19 protein-coding genes and 1 riboswitch are annotated in these 17,320 nt (G+C 70.7%); of the genes, 9 read left to right on the top strand and 10 right to left on the bottom strand.

Going from position 1 to position 17,320, the window contains the following annotated elements; translation table 11 throughout:
- Positions 1-110: 110 nt before the first annotated feature.
- From ACFYQ5_RS32795 to ACFYQ5_RS32785, 3 genes are read right to left on the bottom strand one after another with little or no spacing between them, the layout of a single operon-like run.
- Positions 111-476 carry an Rv2175c family DNA-binding protein gene (locus tag ACFYQ5_RS32795; RefSeq protein ID WP_031081112.1) on the bottom strand — a complete coding sequence of 122 codons (366 nt, stop codon included), beginning with the start codon at positions 474-476 and terminating at the stop codon, positions 111-113.
- A gap of 59 nt (positions 477-535) precedes the next feature.
- Positions 536-1,777 carry an NAD(P)/FAD-dependent oxidoreductase gene (locus ACFYQ5_RS32790; RefSeq protein WP_389202898.1) on the bottom strand — a complete coding sequence of 414 codons (1,242 nt, stop codon included), beginning with the start codon at positions 1,775-1,777 and terminating at the stop codon, positions 536-538.
- Positions 1,778-1,805: 28 nt separating this feature from the next.
- Complete coding sequence (locus ACFYQ5_RS32785) at positions 1,806-2,147, bottom strand: hypothetical protein (protein ID WP_389202897.1); 342 nt, start codon at positions 2,145-2,147, stop codon at positions 1,806-1,808.
- Positions 2,148-2,198: 51 nt separating this feature from the next.
- A riboswitch (TPP riboswitch) is annotated at positions 2,199-2,311 on the top strand.
- On the opposite strand from ACFYQ5_RS32785, the gene thiO reads away from it, so the two are divergent.
- The 5 genes from thiO (at position 2,309) to ACFYQ5_RS32760 (ending at position 7,453) form a co-directional block, all read left to right on the top strand.
- Complete coding sequence (gene thiO, locus ACFYQ5_RS32780) at positions 2,309-3,502, top strand: glycine oxidase ThiO (RefSeq protein ID WP_389202895.1); 1,194 nt, start codon at positions 2,309-2,311, stop codon at positions 3,500-3,502. It overlaps the preceding riboswitch by 3 nt.
- Positions 3,499-3,723 (top strand): sulfur carrier protein ThiS, encoded by a 225-nt coding sequence (thiS, locus tag ACFYQ5_RS32775; RefSeq protein WP_389202894.1) that lies wholly within the window; start codon positions 3,499-3,501, stop codon positions 3,721-3,723. Before thiO ends, thiS begins: the two co-directional genes overlap by 4 nt.
- A 2-nt stretch (positions 3,724-3,725) precedes the next feature.
- Positions 3,726-4,520, top strand: coding sequence for a thiazole synthase (locus ACFYQ5_RS32770; RefSeq protein ID WP_389202892.1), 795 nt, complete (start codon positions 3,726-3,728; stop codon positions 4,518-4,520).
- A gap of 127 nt (positions 4,521-4,647) precedes the next feature.
- Positions 4,648-6,573, top strand: a complete 1,926-nt coding sequence (pknB, locus tag ACFYQ5_RS32765; protein ID WP_389202891.1) for a Stk1 family PASTA domain-containing Ser/Thr kinase — start codon at positions 4,648-4,650, stop codon at positions 6,571-6,573.
- A 22-nt stretch (positions 6,574-6,595) separates the two neighbouring features.
- Complete coding sequence (locus ACFYQ5_RS32760; RefSeq protein ID WP_389202889.1) at positions 6,596-7,453, top strand: deoxyribonuclease IV; 858 nt, start codon at positions 6,596-6,598, stop codon at positions 7,451-7,453.
- A 17-nt stretch (positions 7,454-7,470) separates the two neighbouring features.
- Here ACFYQ5_RS32760 and ACFYQ5_RS32755 read toward each other — a convergent pair whose 3' ends face one another.
- Complete coding sequence (locus ACFYQ5_RS32755) at positions 7,471-8,103, bottom strand: sulfite oxidase-like oxidoreductase (RefSeq protein ID WP_389202887.1); 633 nt, start codon at positions 8,101-8,103, stop codon at positions 7,471-7,473.
- A 155-nt stretch (positions 8,104-8,258) separates the two neighbouring features.
- Between ACFYQ5_RS32755 and bfr the strand changes: the two genes are divergently transcribed.
- Complete coding sequence (bfr, locus tag ACFYQ5_RS32750) at positions 8,259-8,738, top strand: bacterioferritin (RefSeq protein ID WP_389202885.1); 480 nt, start codon at positions 8,259-8,261, stop codon at positions 8,736-8,738.
- Between the two features lie 31 nt (positions 8,739-8,769).
- Here bfr and ACFYQ5_RS32745 read toward each other — a convergent pair whose 3' ends face one another.
- Complete coding sequence (locus tag ACFYQ5_RS32745) at positions 8,770-9,039, bottom strand: bacterioferritin-associated ferredoxin (RefSeq protein WP_389202884.1); 270 nt, start codon at positions 9,037-9,039, stop codon at positions 8,770-8,772.
- A 158-nt stretch (positions 9,040-9,197) separates the two neighbouring features.
- Positions 9,198-10,544, bottom strand: a complete 1,347-nt coding sequence (locus ACFYQ5_RS32740) for a class II 3-deoxy-7-phosphoheptulonate synthase (protein WP_389202970.1) — start codon at positions 10,542-10,544, stop codon at positions 9,198-9,200.
- Positions 10,545-10,648: 104 nt separating this feature from the next.
- On the opposite strand from ACFYQ5_RS32740, the gene ACFYQ5_RS32735 reads away from it, so the two are divergent.
- The 3 genes from ACFYQ5_RS32735 to ACFYQ5_RS32725 all read left to right on the top strand — a co-directional run bounded on the left by ACFYQ5_RS32735 (position 10,649) and on the right by ACFYQ5_RS32725 (position 13,309).
- On the top strand, positions 10,649-10,705 hold the full coding sequence (locus tag ACFYQ5_RS32735; RefSeq protein WP_124277238.1) for a trp operon leader peptide: 57 nt from the start codon (positions 10,649-10,651) through the stop codon (positions 10,703-10,705).
- A 144-nt stretch (positions 10,706-10,849) separates the two neighbouring features.
- A complete protein-coding gene (locus tag ACFYQ5_RS32730; protein ID WP_389202968.1) occupies positions 10,850-12,712 on the top strand; it encodes an anthranilate synthase family protein in 1,863 nt (620 codons plus the stop codon).
- A gap of 75 nt (positions 12,713-12,787) precedes the next feature.
- A complete protein-coding gene (locus ACFYQ5_RS32725) occupies positions 12,788-13,309 on the top strand; it encodes a hypothetical protein (RefSeq protein ID WP_389202882.1) in 522 nt (173 codons plus the stop codon).
- Here ACFYQ5_RS32725 and ACFYQ5_RS32720 read toward each other — a convergent pair.
- From ACFYQ5_RS32720 to ACFYQ5_RS32705, 4 genes are all read right to left on the bottom strand, one after another.
- Positions 13,290-14,333, bottom strand: coding sequence for a 2-hydroxyacid dehydrogenase (locus tag ACFYQ5_RS32720; RefSeq protein ID WP_389202880.1), 1,044 nt, complete (start codon positions 14,331-14,333; stop codon positions 13,290-13,292). The genes ACFYQ5_RS32725 and ACFYQ5_RS32720 overlap by 20 nt on opposite strands.
- Before the next feature lie 218 nt (positions 14,334-14,551).
- Positions 14,552-15,244 carry a response regulator gene (locus ACFYQ5_RS32715; protein WP_389202879.1) on the bottom strand — a complete coding sequence of 231 codons (693 nt, stop codon included), beginning with the start codon at positions 15,242-15,244 and terminating at the stop codon, positions 14,552-14,554.
- Complete coding sequence (macS, locus tag ACFYQ5_RS32710; protein ID WP_389202877.1) at positions 15,241-16,458, bottom strand: MacS family sensor histidine kinase; 1,218 nt, start codon at positions 16,456-16,458, stop codon at positions 15,241-15,243. Before macS ends, ACFYQ5_RS32715 begins: the two co-directional genes overlap by 4 nt.
- A gap of 60 nt (positions 16,459-16,518) precedes the next feature.
- A complete protein-coding gene (locus ACFYQ5_RS32705) occupies positions 16,519-17,238 on the bottom strand; it encodes a lysophospholipid acyltransferase family protein (RefSeq protein ID WP_389202875.1) in 720 nt (239 codons plus the stop codon).
- Positions 17,239-17,320: the final 82 nt, after the last annotated feature.

Here is a 17,320-nt window from a genome sequence, read left to right as displayed (position 1 = left end):
TGCGGCGACGAATCGCCCTTTCGTCGATGGATCGCCGTGCCGGCGAGCCCGGTAACGGCGGAGTGCGGGCCGCGTGTGCCACGGCCCGCACCCCACTCACGGTCGTCCGGTCAGACGGCGAGCGCCTGGGCCCGGCGCTTCACCTCCGTACCGCGATTCTCGCTCAGGGCCTGCGCGGGGGTGCCGGGCAGGGTCGGGTCGGGGGTGAAGAGCCAGTCCAGCATCTCTTCGTCGTTGTAGCCGTCGTCCCTCAGGAGCGTCAGGGTCCCTGCGAGACCCTTGACCACCTTGTCGCCGTCGATGAAGGCGGCAGGCACCTGGAGCGTCCGGTTCTCACCACGTCGTACGGCGATGAGCTGGCCTTCCTTCACCAGCTGCCGTACACGCGTCACCTCGACATCGAGCATTTCCGCGATGTCGGGAAGGTGGAGCCAGGCGGGGACGAGAGCATCGATCTTTGCGTCAATCTCGGTCACAAGGACAAGCGTGCCATCCCGGACCGACAGTCGGTACCCGGGCCGACCGTACGCGGCCGTCACGGCCCCTGGACGACCGTCGATTTCAGCGGTACGGAGGAGTCGGCGGCGCGGGCCGGATCGATCCGTGCCCCGGCTTCGAGGAGCTTGCGCCCCTGCGCCAGGTCGCGCACCCTGCCGACGGCCAGCACCGCGACCAGGACGCCCTCCCGCAGCCAGCAGACCGTCCAGGACTCCTCTGCGGGGTCGCCCCGCCACAGCAGCGTGTCGGCATGGTCGTGGTGACCGGCGTACTGCACGAAGCGGCCGAACTGCTCGGACCAGAAGTAGGGCACCGGGTCGTACGTCCCGGCCGCGCCCTCCACGAGGGCGGCGGCGACCGTCCAGGGCCCCTGGAGGGCGTTGTCCCAGTGGTGGACCAGGAGCCTCTCCCCGTAGCGGGCGGAGGGGAAGGAGGCGCAGTCGCCCACCGCGTAGACATCGGGCAGGGACGTGCGCAGAGAGCTGTCCGCGGTGACCGAGCCGTCCGGTCCGAGCGCGATGCCCGAGCCCGAGAGCCACGCGGTGGCGGGGCGGGCGCCGATGCCCACGACCACCGCTCCGGCGGGGATCACCCGGCCGTCCGCCAGGTGGACCGCGCCCTCTTCGACGCGTGCGACCCGGGCGCCGGTGAGGAGCTCGGCTCCGCTCTCGGCGTACCAGCGGGCCATCGGAGCGGCGACCTCGGCGGGCAGCGTGCCCGCGAGGGGGCGGTCCGCGGCCTCGACGACGGTGACCGCGCAGCCGGCCACGCGGGCCGCGGTGGTGAACTCGGCGCCGATCCAGCCCGCTCCGACGACGACCACGTCGTGCCGGCGTTCCAGGACGGGCCGCAGCCGTGCGGCGTCGTCGAGGGTGCGCAGCAGATGGACGCCTGGCACCCCCTCGGAACCGGGCAGCCCGACGGGTTCCGCGCCGGTGGCGAGGACCAGCACGTCATAAGGAACGGGGCCCGCGAGGGTGTCCAGCTCATGCGCCTCGGCACGCAGGCCGGCCACGTCGACGCCCAGGCGCAGCGTGATGTCCAGCGCCTCGAAGTCGATGTCGAAGGCGGAGTCCTCGGCCTTGCCGAGCAGGACCGCCTTGGACAGCGGCGGCCTGTCGTACGGCTGGTGCGGCTCGGCTCCGATCAGCGTGACCGGGCCCGTGAAGCCCCGTTGACGCAGGGCCACGGCTGTCTGCACGCCGGCCATGCCGGCCCCCACGATCACGACTCCGTGCGGCCGCTGTCCCACTGCCGTGTCCTTCGTCTGCTCGCTCACCCGTCCACCCTAGACACCCGACGCGTCGTCAGCTCGCGAGCTCCTCCACCACGCTCGTCCCGCTGCCCTCCTGGGACTCCCACTCCCACCGCTCGTCCAGCCGGACCCGGCCGTCCGGCAGGTCCACGACGGTCGAGACGCAGTGCCCGGAGGAGGTCGTCCCGTCCTGCTTCAGCTGGACGTACCGGAAATCGAGGGTGTCCGCGTCCCGGGTGCCGACGAGGTGGCCGCGGACGACGTCACCGCCCGCGTACTCGGCCCAGATCCGCCCCTCCCGCTCGTGGTAGGTGAACTTGGTCCGGGTGCCGACCTGACCGGGGGCCTGGTCGGCGACGGGCGAGAGGACGAGTCCGTCAAGTGAACGGGCCACGGGTACGGCTCCCTTACTGGCTGCGGGTGGCGGGGTTTAGGCTGGCCACCGTAAAGCACTCGCGGGAGTCCGGGCGTACCGGGCTGAGAGGGAGGCTGGCCGGCCTCCGACCGTACGAACCTGATCCGGGTCATGCTGGCGAAGGGAGGGGCTGGACGCCCATGCGCATCTCCGCAGACAGTTCCGACGTCCTGGTCGTCGGAGGCGGCATCATCGGTCTGGTGACCGCCTGGCGGTCGGCCCAGCACGGCCTGCGCACCACGCTGGCCGACCCGGCACCGGGCGGCGGGGCGGCCCAGGTCGCGGCCGGGATGCTCGCCGCCGTCACCGAACTCCACTACGGCGAACAGATGCTGCTCGGCCTCAACGTGGCTTCCGCCGCGCGCTATCCGGCGTTCGTGGCCGAGCTGGAGGAGGCGAGCGGGCAGGAGACGGGCTTCCGCGCCTGCGGCACCCTGTCCGTCGCGCTGGACTCCGACGACCGGGCGCATCTGCGGGAGCTGCACGCTCTGCAGCTGCGTTCGGGGCTGGAGTCCGAGTGGCTGAGCGGGCGCGAGTGCCGCCGTCTGGAACCGATGCTCGCCCCCGGCGTACGCGGCGGGCTGCGGGTCGACGGCGACCACCAGGTGGATCCCCGACGGCTGGCCTCGGCGCTGGTCACGGCCTGCGAACGGGCGGGGGTCGTCCTCCACCGCACCTGGGTCCGGCGGCTCTCCGTCACGGCCGGCCGCGCGACGGGAGCCGTCCTCGCGGACGGTACGGAGCTCGTCGCCGGCCAGGTGGTTCTCGCCGGCGGCAGCCTCAGCGGCAGGCTCGAGGGGCTGCCCGAGGCCGTCGTGCCGCCGGTACGCCCGGTCAAGGGGCAGGTGCTGCGGCTGACCGTGCCGCCCGCGTACGCCCCCTTCCTCAGCAGGACGGTGCGGGCCGTCGTGCGCGGCAGCCAGGTCTATCTGGTCCCGCGCGCCGACGGTGAGCTGGTGGTCGGCGCGACCACCGAGGAGCAGGGCTGGGACACCACGGTCACCGCGGGCGGGGTCTACGAACTGCTGCGTGACGCCCATGAGCTGATGCCCGGCATCACCGAGCTTCCGCTGACCGAGACCAGGGCCGGTCTGCGGCCCACCACGCCGGACAACGCGCCGCTGCTGGGTCCCACGGCGCTGCCCGGCCTGCACCTCGCCACCGGACACCACCGCAACGGAGTGCTGCTCACTCCCGTCACCGGCGATGTGATGGCCCAGGTACTGACCACCGGCGAACTGCCCGAGGTGGCCCGTCCCTTCACGCCGGACCGCTTCGGTCCGGCCCGCCGATCCCTCTCCCCCGCCCCGGCGCCCCAGGAGCAGCCCGCATGACAGAGCCCGTACCCACCTCCGTGTCCGTGTCCGTCAACGGGGAGTACCGCAGCGTCCCCGCCGGGACCCCGCTGGACGCCCTGGTCGCGACCCTGACCGTAGCCCCCTCCGGGGTCGCCGCCGCGGTCAACGAGGCCGTCGTGCCGCGCGGCCGGTGGTCCGCCACCGCGCTCGCCGACGGTGACCGGGTCGAGGTCCTCACCGCGGTCCAGGGAGGCTGACCATGTCCGACGATCTCTTCACCCTCGGTTCCACGACGTTCTCCTCACGGCTGATCATGGGGACGGGCGGGGCGCCCAGCCTCGACGTGCTGGAGCGCTCCCTGATCGCCTCGGGCACCGAGCTGACCACCGTGGCGATGCGCCGGCTCGACCCGACCGTGCAGGGTTCGGTGCTCTCCGTGCTGGAACGCCTCTCCATCCAGGTCCTGCCGAACACCGCGGGCTGCTTCACCGCGGGCGAGGCCGTGCTGACCGCCCGGCTGGCCCGGGAGGCGCTGGGCACCGACTGGATCAAGCTGGAGGTCGTGGCCGACGAGCGGACCCTGCTGCCCGACCCGATCGAGCTGCTGGACGCCGCCGAGACCCTGGTCGACGACGGCTTCACGGTCCTGCCGTACACCAACGACGACCCCGTCCTGGCCCGCAAGCTCCAGGATGTGGGGTGCGCGGCCGTCATGCCGCTGGGCTCCCCCATCGGCTCCGGGCTCGGTATCCGCAACCCGCACAACTTCCAGCTGATCGTCGAGCAGGCCGCCGTCCCGGTGATCCTGGACGCCGGGGCCGGGACCGCGTCGGACGCGGCGCTGGCGATGGAGTTGGGCTGTGCCGCGGTGATGCTCGCCTCGGCGGTGACCCGGGCGCAGGAGCCGGAGCTGATGGCGGCGGCGATGCGGCACGCGGTGGACGGCGGGCGCCTGGCGTACCGCGCGGGACGCATCCCGCGCCGCCATTTCGCCGAGGCGTCCTCGCCTGCGGAGGGCCGCGCGGTGCTGGATCCGGAGCGCCCGGCCTTCTGAGATCCGGGCCCGGTGACGGCCTCCCGGTCACAACACGTGCATGTCCCTGTCACGGCTCGGCACCGGAACCGCCCCACGGGCCCCTCGGCACGCCCGTCGTGTCCGTGGCAGCTCGTAGACTCGCTCCGTGGACACGACCCTCCAGGACCCCCTTGTCGGGCAGCTGCTCGACGGCCGCTATCGCATCGATGCGCGCATCGCCGTCGGCGGTATGGCCACGGTCTACCGGGCCATGGACACCCGGCTCGACCGGGTGCTGGCGCTCAAGGTGATGCACCCGGTGCTGGCGGCCGACGCCGCGTTCGTCGAACGCTTCATCCGCGAGGCCAAGTCCGTCGCCCGGCTCGCCCACCCCAATGTGGTGGCCGTCTTCGACCAGGGCGCCCAGGGCGCGTACGTGTACCTGGCGATGGAGTACGTCGCGGGGTGCACCCTGCGCGACGTACTGCGCGAGCGCGGGGCGCTGCAGCCCCGGGCCGCGCTGGACATCCTCGAACCGGTCCTGGCCGCCCTCGGCGCCGCGCACCGCGCGGGCTTCGTCCACCGCGACATGAAGCCGGAGAACGTCCTGATAGGGGACGACGGCCGGGTGAAGGTCGCCGACTTCGGTCTCGTACGCGCTGTGGGGACCGCCACGGACACCACGGGCTCCCTCCTGGGCACGGTCTCGTACCTCGCCCCTGAGCAGATCGAGCAGGGCACGGCCGACACCCGGTCCGACGTGTACGCCTGCGGTGTGGTGCTCTACGAGATGCTGACCGGTGGCAAGCCCCACGCCGGGGACACCGCCGCCCAGGTCATCTACCAGCATCTGAACGAGGACGTCCCGGCGCCGTCCGGCGCCGTCCCCGGTCTGGCCGCGGGGCTGGACGAGCTGGTGGCCGCCGCGACCGCGCGCAACCCCGACGTCCGTCCGCTCGACGCCGTGGCCCTGCTCGCGAAGTCCCGCGGGATACGGGCGGCGCTCACCGAGGAGCAGCTCGACGCGATGCCTCCGCAGGCCCTCGCGGAGGTGCACGACGCCGCCGAGGACCGTACGAGCGTGATCCCCAGGGTGATCCCGGCCGGCCAGGGCACCGCCCACCACACCAGTCGGCTGGAGATGCCACCGGCCCTGCCCCAGGAGCCCGGACACGGGCGGCGCGGCCCCTTCGCCGGCCGCGTGAACCGGCGCGGGACGCTCGCCGTGCTCGTCGCCGTCCTGCTGGTGCTGGGGGTCGGCTCGGGCGTCTGGTACATCAACTCGGGTCAGTTCACCCGGGTCCCCTCCCTCCTGGGCCAGACCCAGAGTGCTGCCGAGAAGCGGCTGGCGGACGAGGGGCTCGATCTGAAGCGTGTCGAGCGGGCCTACAGCGACACGGTGAAGCGCGGCACGGTGATCAGTAGCGATCCGGGCTCCGGTGAGCGGATCCGGGGCAACGACGCGGTGAAGCTGGTGATCTCGCGCGGCCCGGAGATCGTGAAGGTCCCCGATGTGGAGGGCCTCTCACTCGGTGACGCCCGGCGCGAGCTGAAGAAGGCGGGGCTCACGCCCGGAATGGTGACCCGGGAGTTCAGCGAGGACATCGCCCGGGGCGAGGTGATCCGTACGGATCCGGCCATGGGTACCGAGCGTCATCCCGACTCCGCGGTCGCCCTGGTCGTCAGCAAGGGCAGCCCGGTCGACGTGCCCGACGTCACGGGACTCGGCATCGAGGAGGCCACGGCCGAGCTGGATGAGGCGGGGCTCGATGCGAAGGTGCTGCCCGAGCGGGTCAACTCCCCCGAGGCCCAGGGTGAGATCGCCCGGCAGACGCCCGGCGGCGGCGCGGAGGCGGCCGAGGGTGACACCGTGGAGCTCACGGTCTCCAAGGGCCCGCGCATGCTCCAGGTCCCCGATGTCACGGGCAAGGACGTCGACGAGGCCCGGAGCGCACTGGAGGAGGCGGGGTTCGAGGTCAAGGTCGACCGGCCGTTCCTCTCCTTCAGCGACACGATCGGGAGCCAGTCGGTCGAGGGCGGCGAGAAGGCCGCCGAAGGTTCCACGATCACCATCAGGACCAAGGCCCTGTGAACCCCCCGAGGACTGGCAGCACATGCGCAACCCGATAGGCGGTCACGTTCCCGTGGCCGGCGGACTCGCCAAGGTCGGCCTCGACTACGCGCGCGAGCTGGCGGCGGAGACCGTACAGGTCTTCGTCGCCAATCCCCGCGGCTGGGCGACCCCGTCCGGGAACCCGGCGCAGGACGAGCTCTTCCGCGCGGGGTGCGCGGCCCGGTCCGTTCCGGCGTACGTCCATGCCCCGTATCTGATCAACTTCGGCTCGCACACCGAGGCCACGGTCGAGCGGTCGGTCCTGTCGCTGCGCCACTCGCTGCGCCGGGCACGGGCGATCGGCGCCCTGGGCGTGGTGGTGCACACCGGCTCGGCGACCGGCGGACGCCCGCGGGACGAGGCCCTCGCCCAGGTGCGTACGCACATGCTCCCGCTGCTGGACGAGCTGACCCATGACGACGATCCGTTCCTGCTGCTGGAGTCGACGGCCGGGCAGGGCTCCTCGCTCTGCTCGCGGACCTGGGACTTCGGCCCGTACTTCGAGGCCCTGGACTCCCATCCGAAGCTGGGGATCTGCCTGGACACCTGCCACATCTACGCGGCGGGCCACGACCTGACCGGTCCGGCCGGCATGCGGCAGACCCTGGACCTGCTGGTGGACACCGTCGGCGAGGGACGGCTGAAGCTCATCCACGCCAATGACTCCAAGGACGTGGTGGGCGCCCACAAGGACCGGCACGAGAACATCGGGGCGGGGCATATCGGCGCCGAGCCGTTCCGTGAGCTGTTCTCACACCCGGCGACCGAGGGTGTGCCGCTGATCATCGAGACGCCGGGCGGCAAGGAAGGCCACGCGGCGGATGTGGCACGGCTGAAGGATCTCCGCGGCACCCGCTGAAGCCGACGGGGAGGGCGTCAGAGCTCGGGGCCGTCCCCGGGCTCCTCCTGGTAGGAGTAGCGCTGCTCGCTCCACGGATCGCCGATGTTGTGGTAACCGCGCTCTTCCCAGAACCCACGGCGGTCGGCCGTCATGTATTCGATGCCCCGGACCCATTTGGGCCCCTTCCAGGCATACAGATGCGGTACGACCAGGCGTAGCGGGAATCCGTGTTCGGCGGTGAGCAGTTCGCCGTCCTTATGGGTGGCGAAGAGCGTGTCGGCCGACGCGAAGTCGGCGAGCCGGAGATTCGAGCTGAATCCGTATTCGGCCCAGACCATCACATGGGTGACATGGGGCGCGGGCGGCGCCAGTTCCACGATCTCGCGGGCCAGGGTTCCGCCCCACTCGGCTTCGAGCATGCTGAATTTCGTCACGCAGTGGAGGTCCGCGACGACGGAAGAGAAGGGGAGCGCAGTGAATTCCTGGTGATTCCAGCAGTGCTTCTCGCCGTCGACGGTGGCCCCGAAGACCCGGAACTCCCAGCGGTCCGGTTTGAACTTGGGCACGGGCCCGTAATGGGTGACCGGCCAGCCTCGCTGCAGCCGCTGCCCCGGCGGAAGCCCGGACTGCTCTGCTGTGCCGCGTTCCCGGCTTTCCGGCTGACCCATGCCTCCATGGTGACAGACAGGCAGAGGTGGTCATGACCAGGGGAGAGCCGATTCGGACAACTCATACTAAGCATGCACTTACTGGACGGTCGAGTGACGCGATGCGAGGATGCGCGCAAACATGCCCAGTTCACCGGTTGGAAGGAGCCTCTGCGATGCAGGGCGACCCCGAGGTCCTCGAGTTCCTGAACGAACAGCTGACCGCCGAATTGACTGCCATCAACCAGTATTTCCTGCACGCGAAGATGCAGGACAACTTCGGCTGGACGAAGCTCGCGAAGTACACCCGGGCCGAATCGTTCGACGAGATGAAGCACGCGGAGATCCTCACCGACCGCATCCTGTTCCTGGAGGGCCTGCCCAACTATCAGCGGCTCTTCCATGTGCGGGTCGGCCAGACGGTGACCGAGATGTTCCAGGCCGACCGGCAGGTCGAGGTGGAGGCGATCGACCGCCTCAGGCGGGGCATCGAGGTCATGCGCGGCAAGGGCGACATCACCTCGGCGAACATCTTCGAGTCCATCCTCGAGGACGAGGAGCATCACACCGACTATCTCGACACCCAGCTGGAGCTGGTCGAGAAGCTCGGTGAGCCGCTTTACATCGCCCAGCTGATCGAGCAGCCGGACAGCTGACTCACCGGACGAACCTGGGTTTCCGGGCTTTTCAGGCGGCGTCGGAAAGCCGGACGTCCGGAGTGACACCGCGGGCCGCGGGCGCACCGCCCAGGGCACCCGCAGGTGCCGTACGTCCTTCGACGAGCTCACGGCGCGGGCAGTCGCCACGGCCGAGGAGCGCCTGGATCCTGCGGACGCAGCCGCCGCAGTCGGTGCCTGCCTTGCAGGCGGAAGCGATCTGGCGAGGCGTGCACGCTCCACCGTCCGCATGCTGCTTGACCTGATCCTCGGTGATGCCGAAGCAGGAGCAGACGTACATGCGGTTCACCTCCCGACGGATCGATCGCTGCGCCGTCCCGATTACCCGGTGAGGCCAACCTAACCTTACCCGCGAGGCCCCGCACGCAAAAGCCCCGGAACGCCCGTGGGGCACGGATCACATCGATCCGTGCCCCACGGGCTTCACCAGGGTGATCCCTACTGGTCGCGGTACATCTCCGCGACCAGGAAGGCCAGGTCGAGGGACTGGCTGCGGTTGAGGCGCGGGTCGCAGGCCGTCTCGTAGCGCTGGTGCAGGTCGTCCACGAAGATCTCGTGACCGCCGCCGACACACTCGGTGACGTCGTCACCCGTGAGCTCGACGTGGATGCCGCCGGGGTGCGTCCCGAGCTGCTTGTGCACCTCGAAGAAGCCCTTGACCTCGTCCAGGACGTCGTCGAAGCGGCGCGTCTTGTGGCCGGACGCGGCCTCGAAGGTGTTTCCGTGCATCGGGTCGGTCACCCACACGACCGTGGCGCCGGAGGCGGTGACCTTCTCGACCAGCTCGGGGAGCTTGTCGCGGACCTTGTCGGCGCCCATGCGGACGATGAAGGTCAGCCGGCCCGGCTCGCGCTCGGGGTCGAGGCGGTCGACGTAACCGAGCGCCTCGTCGACGGTGGTCGTCGGGCCGAGCTTGATGCCGATGGGGTTGCGGATCTTCGAGGCGAACTCGATGTGCGCGCCGTCCATCTGGCGGGTCCGCTCACCGACCCAGACCATGTGGCCCGAGGTGTCGTAGAGCTGACCGGTGCGCGAGTCGGTGCGGGTCAGCGACGACTCGTAGTTCAGCAGCAGCGCCTCGTGCGAGGCGTAGAACTCGACCGCCTTGAATTCGGCCGGGTCCGTGCCGCACGCCTTCATGAAGTTCAGCGCGTTGTCGATCTCGCGGGCCAGGGCCTCGTAACGCTGTCCGGACGGCGAGGACTTCACGAAGTCCTGGTTCCAGGCGTGCACCTGGCGCAGGTCGGCGTAACCACCGGTGGTGAAGGCGCGCACCAGGTTCAGCGTAGAAGCGGATGCGTGGTACATCTGCTTCAGCCGCTCGGGGTCCGGAACGCGGGATGCCTCGGTGAAATCGAAGCCGTTGACGGAGTCGCCGCGGTAGGTCGGCAGGGTCACGCCGTCACGGGTCTCGGTCGGCTTGGAGCGCGGCTTGGAGTACTGCCCGGCGATCCGGCCGATCTTGACGACCGGCACGGAGGCCGCGTACGTCAGGACGGCGCTCATCTGGAGCAGCGTCTTCAGCTTGGCCCGGATGTGCTCGGCGGACACGGCGTCGAAGGCCTCGGCGCAGTCGCCGCCCTGCAGCAGGAACGCCTCGCCCTTGGCGACGGCTCCCAGGCGGGCGCGCAGCTGGTCGCACTCACCCGCGAAGACGAGCGGAGGATACGACTCGAGGTCCGCGAGTACGTCGCGCAGAGCCTCGGCATCGGGGTACTCGGGCTGCTGCGCCGCGGGAAGGTCTCGCCAGGTGTGGCCACCGGCGACAGAGGTATTGGCGTTCACGGTCACCTCGACAACATTACGGGGTCGGCGGGTGCGCCCCCTCCGGCCGCTCAGCAATTGAGACGCGCGCTCGTTCGTGCACCGTTTCCGTTAGGGTACGGGGCATGTTCGCGCAGACGACCCAGAACTGGTGGTGGACCGCTCATCCGGCGGCCCGCTGACTCATCGCGCGTACAGACTTCGCGAAGGCCGCCCGAGGGGCGGCCTTCTCTGCGTTTCGGAGCCGGGAGCCGTTCCTCCATCAGGAAGGAACGCCCGTGCCCGAACCCCTGCCCGAGCCCGTGACCGCTCACGCCGCCGGCCTCATGTCCGCTCTGCTCCGTGACGACGCCCCGCCCTTCGCACTGCTGCGCCGGCGCACGCCCGGCCGGGACCACGACACCGTCGAGGTACTGACCGGCGAGGTGCGGGAGGTGGACCGGCTCGCCGCCATCCCGGCGGGAGAGCTGCCTTCGCTGGCGCTGGTGCCCTTCCGGCAGATCGCCGAGCGCGGGTTCGACGTACGGGACGACGGCACCCCACTCGCCGTACTGGTCGCGGAGGAGGTGCGCGAACTGCCGCTGGCCGAGGTGCTCGCGCACCTGCCCGACCATGACGTGCGGGTCGAGGGCGGCGCTTTCGACGTCTCCGACGAGGAGTACGAGGACATCGTCCGGCGGGTCGTCGAGGGCGAGATCGGACAGGGCGAGGGCGCCAACTTCGTGATCCGGCGGACCTTCGGCGGCGAGATCCCCGGCTTCGGCCGGGCCGACGCACTGGCGCTGTTCCGGCGGCTGCTGGCCGGTGAGCGCGGGGCGTACTGGACGTTCGTCGTCCACACCGGGGACCGGACGCTGGTCGGCGCCAGCCCGGAGGTCCATGTACGGATGTCCGGCGGGACGGTCGTGATGAACCCGATCAGCGGGACCTACCGCTACCCGGCCGAGGGGCCGAGCGCCGAGGGACTGCTGGCCTTCCTCGGCGACCGCAAGGAGACCGAGGAACTCTCCATGGTGGTCGACGAGGAGCTCAAGATGATGTGCACCGTCGGCGACATGGGTGGTGTGGTGATCGGGCCCCGGCTGAAGGAGATGGCCCATCTCGCGCACACGGAGTACGAGTTGCGCGGGCGTTCCTCGCTCGATGTGCGCGAGGTCCTGAAGGAGACCATGTTCGCGGCGACGGTGACCGGCTCCCCCGTGCAGAACGCGTGCCGGGTGATCGAGCGCTACGAGCCGGGGGGCCGCGGGTACTACGCGGGCGCCCTGGCGCTGGTGAGCCGGGAGCCCGGCGGGGCGCAGACGCTGGACTCGCCGATCCTGATCCGTACCGCCGACATCTCGTCGGCCGGCCGGCTGCGGGTGCCGGTGGGGGCCACGCTCGTACGCCATTCCGATCCGGCGGGGGAGGTCGCCGAGACCCACGCGAAGGCGGCCGGCGTACTCGCGGCGCTGGGTGTCAGGCCGGCCCGGCCCAGGTCGGAGGCGGACCGTCCGCGACTGGCCTCCGATCCGCGGGTACAGGCGGCTCTGGACGACCGGCGCGGCGGACTGGCTCCCTTCTGGCTGCGGATGCAGGAACGCACCCAGGATCTGTCCGGCCATGCGCTGGTGGTGGACGGCGAGGACACCTTCACGGCGATGCTGGCGCATCTGCTGCGCTCCTCGGGCCTCACGGTGTCGGTGCGCCGGTACGACGAGCCCGGTCTGCGCGAGACGGTACGGGCGCACGAGGGGCCGGTGGTACTGGGACCCGGGCCCGGTGATCCGGGGGACACGGCCGATCCGAAGATGCGGTTGCTGCGAGGGCTGGCCGCCGAGCTCGTGCGGGAACACCGTCATGGACTGCTCGGTGTCTGCCTCGGCCATGAGCTGATCGCGGCGGAACTGGGCCTGCAGATCGCGCGGAAGGCCGTGCCGTACCAGGGGGCGCAGACCCGGATCGACCTGTTCGGCAGGCCCGAGACCGTCGGCTTCTACAACAGTTTCACCGCGCTCTGCGACGAGGCGGCGGCCACGGAGCTGAGCGCGCACGGCATCGAGACCAGCAGGGACACGGCCTCCGGGGAGTTGCACGCACTGCGCGGCCGGGACTTCGCCTCGGTGCAGTTCCACCCGGAGTCGGTGCTGACGCTGCGCGGCGCCACCATCGTCACCGAGCTGCTGGCGGCGCTGCCGGTGCCCGGCTGAAGGGAATCAGTATCGGCATATGCCGATCGACAACTTCGGTTGCCAAAACAGAACACGGTAACTAAAGTTGTCGGCATGGCAGCGAACGAGGTCACCCACCATGAAATGACCGCACTCGAACAGTCACTCTGCGACGCTCTGGCTCCGCTCGCATCGGCCTCGCGCGCCCGCACCACCGGGCTCCCCGAGGACCGCATGTGGGCGGCGGACCCCGTCGAGGTGTCGCTGTCCGTCCTCGCGAGCTGGAAGGTGGTGGACTCGACGGTCGCGCGTCTCACAGCACGCGCCGCGCGGACCGCCGGGTCCTACGGAGCCAGTTACGAACAGCTGGGGGCGGCCTGGGGCATAACGCGGCAGGGCGCCCGCAAGAAGTGGCCGGACGCGGTCAGCCGGCCGGCGGCAGTGGCGGAGCCGGGCACGGTCGAGCTGTTCGGGGGGACGGCAGAGCTCTTCCGGGAGCCGTCGTCGGGCGGCTGGCGGTGGACGGGGCGAGGCGCGGACGGCACACACGGCACAGCCGACGGGGATCTCCCCTGCGGCACGAAGGAGGAGGCAGCGGCGTACGCGGGCGCGTTCCTCAAGGAGCACGCCGGCTGAGGGACGGTCCCGAGGGACCCTCGTGCGCGGGCACTTCCGGGACCAGGACGTTGTCGCTGCGGCGGCCCGCCAGGTAGTCGGTGACGTTCTGGACGGTGGCATCGATGATCTGCTCCACGGCGTCACGCGTGTAGTACGCCTGGTGCGAGGTCACGATGACGTTGGGGAAGGTGACGAGCCGGGCGAGCGTGTCGTCGTCGATGCCCTCCATGGACTTGTCGACGTAGAAGAGCCCTGCTTCCGCCTCGTAGACATCGAGCCCGACACCGGTGAATCGGCCGGCCCGCAGCTCGGTGACGAGCGCGCGGGTGTCGACGAGGCCGCCCCGGCTGGAGTTGACCAGGATCGCGTCGTCCTTCATCACGGACAGGGCCTCCCCACCGATGATGTGCTGGGTGGCCGACAGCAGAGGGACGTGGAGGCTGATCAGGTCGGACTCCGCGAAGAGCCGCTCCTTGTCCACGTACCTCATGCCGAGTGCGGCGCAGGCGGGGTTCTCGGCGACGTCCCAGCCGAGCAGATCCATGCCGAAGCCATGGGCGATCCGGGTGAACGCCTCACCGATCTTCCCGGTGCCGACCACACCGGCCGTCCGGCCGTGCATGTCCCGGCCGAGGAGCCCGTCGAGCCGGAAGTCGAAATCCCGGGTACGGCTCACCGCGCGAACGATGCGGCGGTTGACGGCCATGGCCAGGGTCCAGGCGAATTCGGCGACCGAGTGGGGCGAGTAGGACGAGACCCGGGCGACGCGCAGGGCGAGCCGTTCGGCGACGTCGAGGTCGATGTTGTTGAAGCCGGTGGAGCGCTGGGCGATCATCTGCGTGCCGCCCGCCGCGAGGGTCTGCAGGACGTGGCTGCCGAGGTCGGCGTTGACGCTGGTGGAGATGATCTCGTAACCCGCGGCGATCGGGGCGGTGTCCTTGTTGAGGAAGACGTCCAGGCAGCGGATGTCGTGCAGGCCGGCGAAGGCCTTCTCGATCAGCGGCTTCTCGTCGGACTGCACGCCGAATGCCAGGATTTCCACGACGTCTCCCGGGTGAGGGGCGGGGCCGGTCCTCGCGCATGTGCCGGTCCTCGCGAATATACGGCCCGCACCCCCCGGGCGCCGCTCGGCCGGACCGGGCCAGGCCGGAGAGGGATCGGCCGACGAGGATCAGCCGGGATCAGCCGGGATCAGCCGAAGAAGACTCCCGCCTCCGCGTACAGAGCCGGAATTCCGTGGCGGTACGCGGCGGTTGTCCGTCAGACGTCGTCGAGCCCGGCTTCGATGGCGTAGCGCACGAGCTCCACCCGGTTGTGCAACTGGAGCTTGCCCAGGGTGTTCTGGACGTGGTTCTGCACGGTGCGGTGGGAGATGACCAGCCGCTCGGCGATCTGCTTGTACGAGAGTCCCTTGGCCACCAGCCGCAGGACCTCCGTCTCGCGGTCGGTGAGCTGCGGAACCTTCGGCTGATCGGGGGCCACGGGCGCGGGGTCGGAGGCGAGGCGGCGGTATTCGCCGAGGACCAGTCCGGCGAGGCCCGGTGTGAAGACCGGGTCACCGGCCGCGGTGGCGCGCACGGCGTCGGTCAGTTCCTGGGTACTGGCCGACTTGAGCAGATATCCGGTGGCGCCCGACTTCACGGCCTCCAGGACATCGGCGTGCTCGCCACTCGCGGAGAGCACCAGGACGCGCAGCCCGGGGAGCGAACCGACGAGCTCCTTGCAGACCTGGACACCGGGCATTCCCGGTAGATTCAGGTCGAGCACCAGGACGTCGGGGCCCGCAGCCCTGGCCCGGCGCACGGCCCCCGGGCCGTCCCCGGCGGTCGCGACCACGTCGAAACCGGACTCGGCCAGATCGCGGGCGACGGCGTCGCGCCACATCGGGTGGTCGTCGACGACCATCACCTTGATGACCCGTTCCTCGGATGCCTGTGTGTGCGGTGTACTCATCGGGCCGATCCTGCCTTCCCCCGTGAAATCTTCGGAACCTTCAATTCGACCTCGGTGCCCTGGCCGGGGACCGAGATCAGCTCTGCTGTGCCGCCCAGCTCGCGCAGCCGCCCGCGGATGGACAGGGCGACGCCGAGGCGGCCCTCCCCCTCGGCCTGGTCGAGCCTGCCCTCCGGGATGCCCGGGCCGTCGTCCCGGACCGTGACGATCACCTCGCCCGGCTCGTCCTCGACCAGGATCCACGCCTGCGCGTCCGGCCCCGCGTGGACCCGGACGTTGTCGAGGGCGGCGCTCACCGCGGCGGCGAGCTCACGCGCCGCGCCTGCCGCGAGCAGTACAGGGGCGCCGGGCTCCGCGAAGCTGACCCGCGAGCCCGCGTGCGGGGCGAGCAGGGCGCGCAGGTCGGATTCGGCGCCGTCCTCCCCGTCCGTGTCCCCCGCGCGGACCACCGCGCCCTCGGCGATGTCCTCGGAGACCCGGGTCGTGGGCACCAGGCCGCTGGAGACCAGGGTCCGCAGGGCGACCTCCTGCTCGCCGGCCATCCGGCCGAGCTCCGCGGCCTCGCCGCCCAGCGCCGTGCCGCGCCGCTGGACCATGGCCAGGACCTGGAGGACGCTGTCGTGGATGTCGCGGGCCAGCCTCTCCCGCTCCCGGGTGGCCGCTTCGATCTCCAGGGCCCTGGCCAGGGTGCGCTCACTGGCCCGGGCCACCTCGACGACGTAGCCGATGGCGATGGAGGCGACCCAGACCAGCACCACGTTGTGGAAGGTGTCCTCGCTGGGCTCGCCCCGCTCGATGATGTTGGCGACGGCGACGAGGGTGGAGGCGAAGGCCGCCCAGCGCCAGCCGCCCTTGAGCGCGAAGGCGAGGACGGAACCCGCGGTCCAGATCGACGGAATCGTCGGGCCGTCCATGTGCTGGGCGTCGAAGTCGGCGAGCGGGGTCAGCATGATCCCGGTCAGGGCGACGGTGAGGTCCAGTCCGAGGAAGCGCTTGGTGCAGCTCGCCGCGTTGGCCACCCTGGGGAGGGTGGCCAGCGTCCAGACGGCGAGGACCGCCAGGAAGGCGACGGCCACCCAGGGCCGCTCGTACTTCGCGTGGCCGAAGCCCGCGAGCAGCCCCGCGTAGATCAGCGTCAGCACGCGGTACGCGGTCAGCGCCCGCCACAGCGGCTGTTCGACCGACATCCGTACGACCCGTTCACGCGCGGCCATGGCCCCTCCCCCGGTTCCCGCCCCTGTCATGCTGCCCGCTCCGGACGGCCGTCGACGCTGCTACGCGCCGGACCGTTCCGTGCCCTTCTTCTTCGCCTCGTCGGCGATCTGCCGCTTGGCCGCGGTCGCGTAGATGTCCACGTACTCCTGGCCGGAAAGCTTCATGATCTCGTACATGACCTCGTCGGTCACCGAGCGCAGGATGAACCGGTCGCCGTCCATGCCCTGGTAGCGGGTGAAGTCCAGCGGCTCACCGATCCTGATGCCGGGCCGCATCAGCTTGGGCACCACCTGGCCGGGCGGCTGGATCTTCTCCGTGTCGATCATCGCTACGGGGATGACCGGCGCGCCGGTCGCGAGGGCCACCCGGGCGAGGCCACCGGGCTTGCCCCGGTAGAGCCGCCCGTCGGGTGACCGGGTGCCTTCCGGATAGATGCCGAAGAGCCCGCCGCTCTCGATCACCTGGATGCCTGCCTTGATGGCCGCCTCTCCGGCACCGCGGCCTCCGGAGCGGTCCACCGGAAGCTGTCCCACGCCCTTGAAGAAGGCGGCGGTGAGCTTGCCCTTCACTCCGGGCGCGGTGAAGTACTCCGCCTTGGCGATGAAGGTCACCTTGCGGTCGAGGACGGCCGGCAGGAAGAAGGAGTCGGAGAACGAAAGGTGGTTGCTCGCGAGGATCGCCGGCCCGTGTGCGGGGATGTTCTCCAGGCCCTCCACCCACGGCCTGAAGGCGAGCTTCAGAGACCCGCCGATGGAGAACTTCATTGCGCCGTAGATCAACTCGGGTGCCTCCTGTGTGCCGTCCGACAGACCTTAACCTGTGGGACCACGGCCTCTCCCGCCCGCTCACGGCCGGTGTCCC

The organism is Streptomyces sp. NPDC005794, assembly GCF_042871445.1.
Classification (GTDB): domain Bacteria; phylum Actinomycetota; class Actinomycetes; order Streptomycetales; family Streptomycetaceae; genus Streptomyces.
Note: the sequence above shows the minus strand (reverse complement) of the source record. Positions and strands in the feature narration are given on the sequence as shown.

Bases quoted from the DNA above. Each gene is read 5' to 3' on its own strand.
- ACFYQ5_RS32715 (WP_389202879.1), bottom strand. From the start codon at position 15,244: ATGAGTACACCGCACACACAGGCATCCGAGGAACGGGTCATCAAGGTG.
- thiO (WP_389202895.1), top strand. From the start codon at position 2,309: ATGCGCATCTCCGCAGACAGTTCCGACGTCCTGGTCGTCGGAGGCGGC.
- ACFYQ5_RS32770 (WP_389202892.1), top strand. From the start codon at position 3,726: ATGTCCGACGATCTCTTCACCCTCGGTTCCACGACGTTCTCCTCACGG.
- ACFYQ5_RS32730 (WP_389202968.1), top strand. From the start codon at position 10,850: ATGTCCGCTCTGCTCCGTGACGACGCCCCGCCCTTCGCACTGCTGCGC.
- ACFYQ5_RS32755 (WP_389202887.1), bottom strand. From the start codon at position 8,103: ATGGGTCAGCCGGAAAGCCGGGAACGCGGCACAGCAGAGCAGTCCGGG.
- ACFYQ5_RS32760 (WP_389202889.1), top strand. From the start codon at position 6,596: ATGCGCAACCCGATAGGCGGTCACGTTCCCGTGGCCGGCGGACTCGCC.
- ACFYQ5_RS32725 (WP_389202882.1), top strand. From the start codon at position 12,788: ATGGCAGCGAACGAGGTCACCCACCATGAAATGACCGCACTCGAACAG.
- bfr (WP_389202885.1), top strand. From the start codon at position 8,259: ATGCAGGGCGACCCCGAGGTCCTCGAGTTCCTGAACGAACAGCTGACC.
- thiS (WP_389202894.1), top strand. From the start codon at position 3,499: ATGACAGAGCCCGTACCCACCTCCGTGTCCGTGTCCGTCAACGGGGAG.
- macS (WP_389202877.1), bottom strand. From the start codon at position 16,458: ATGGCCGCGCGTGAACGGGTCGTACGGATGTCGGTCGAACAGCCGCTG.
- ACFYQ5_RS32745 (WP_389202884.1), bottom strand. From the start codon at position 9,039: ATGTACGTCTGCTCCTGCTTCGGCATCACCGAGGATCAGGTCAAGCAG.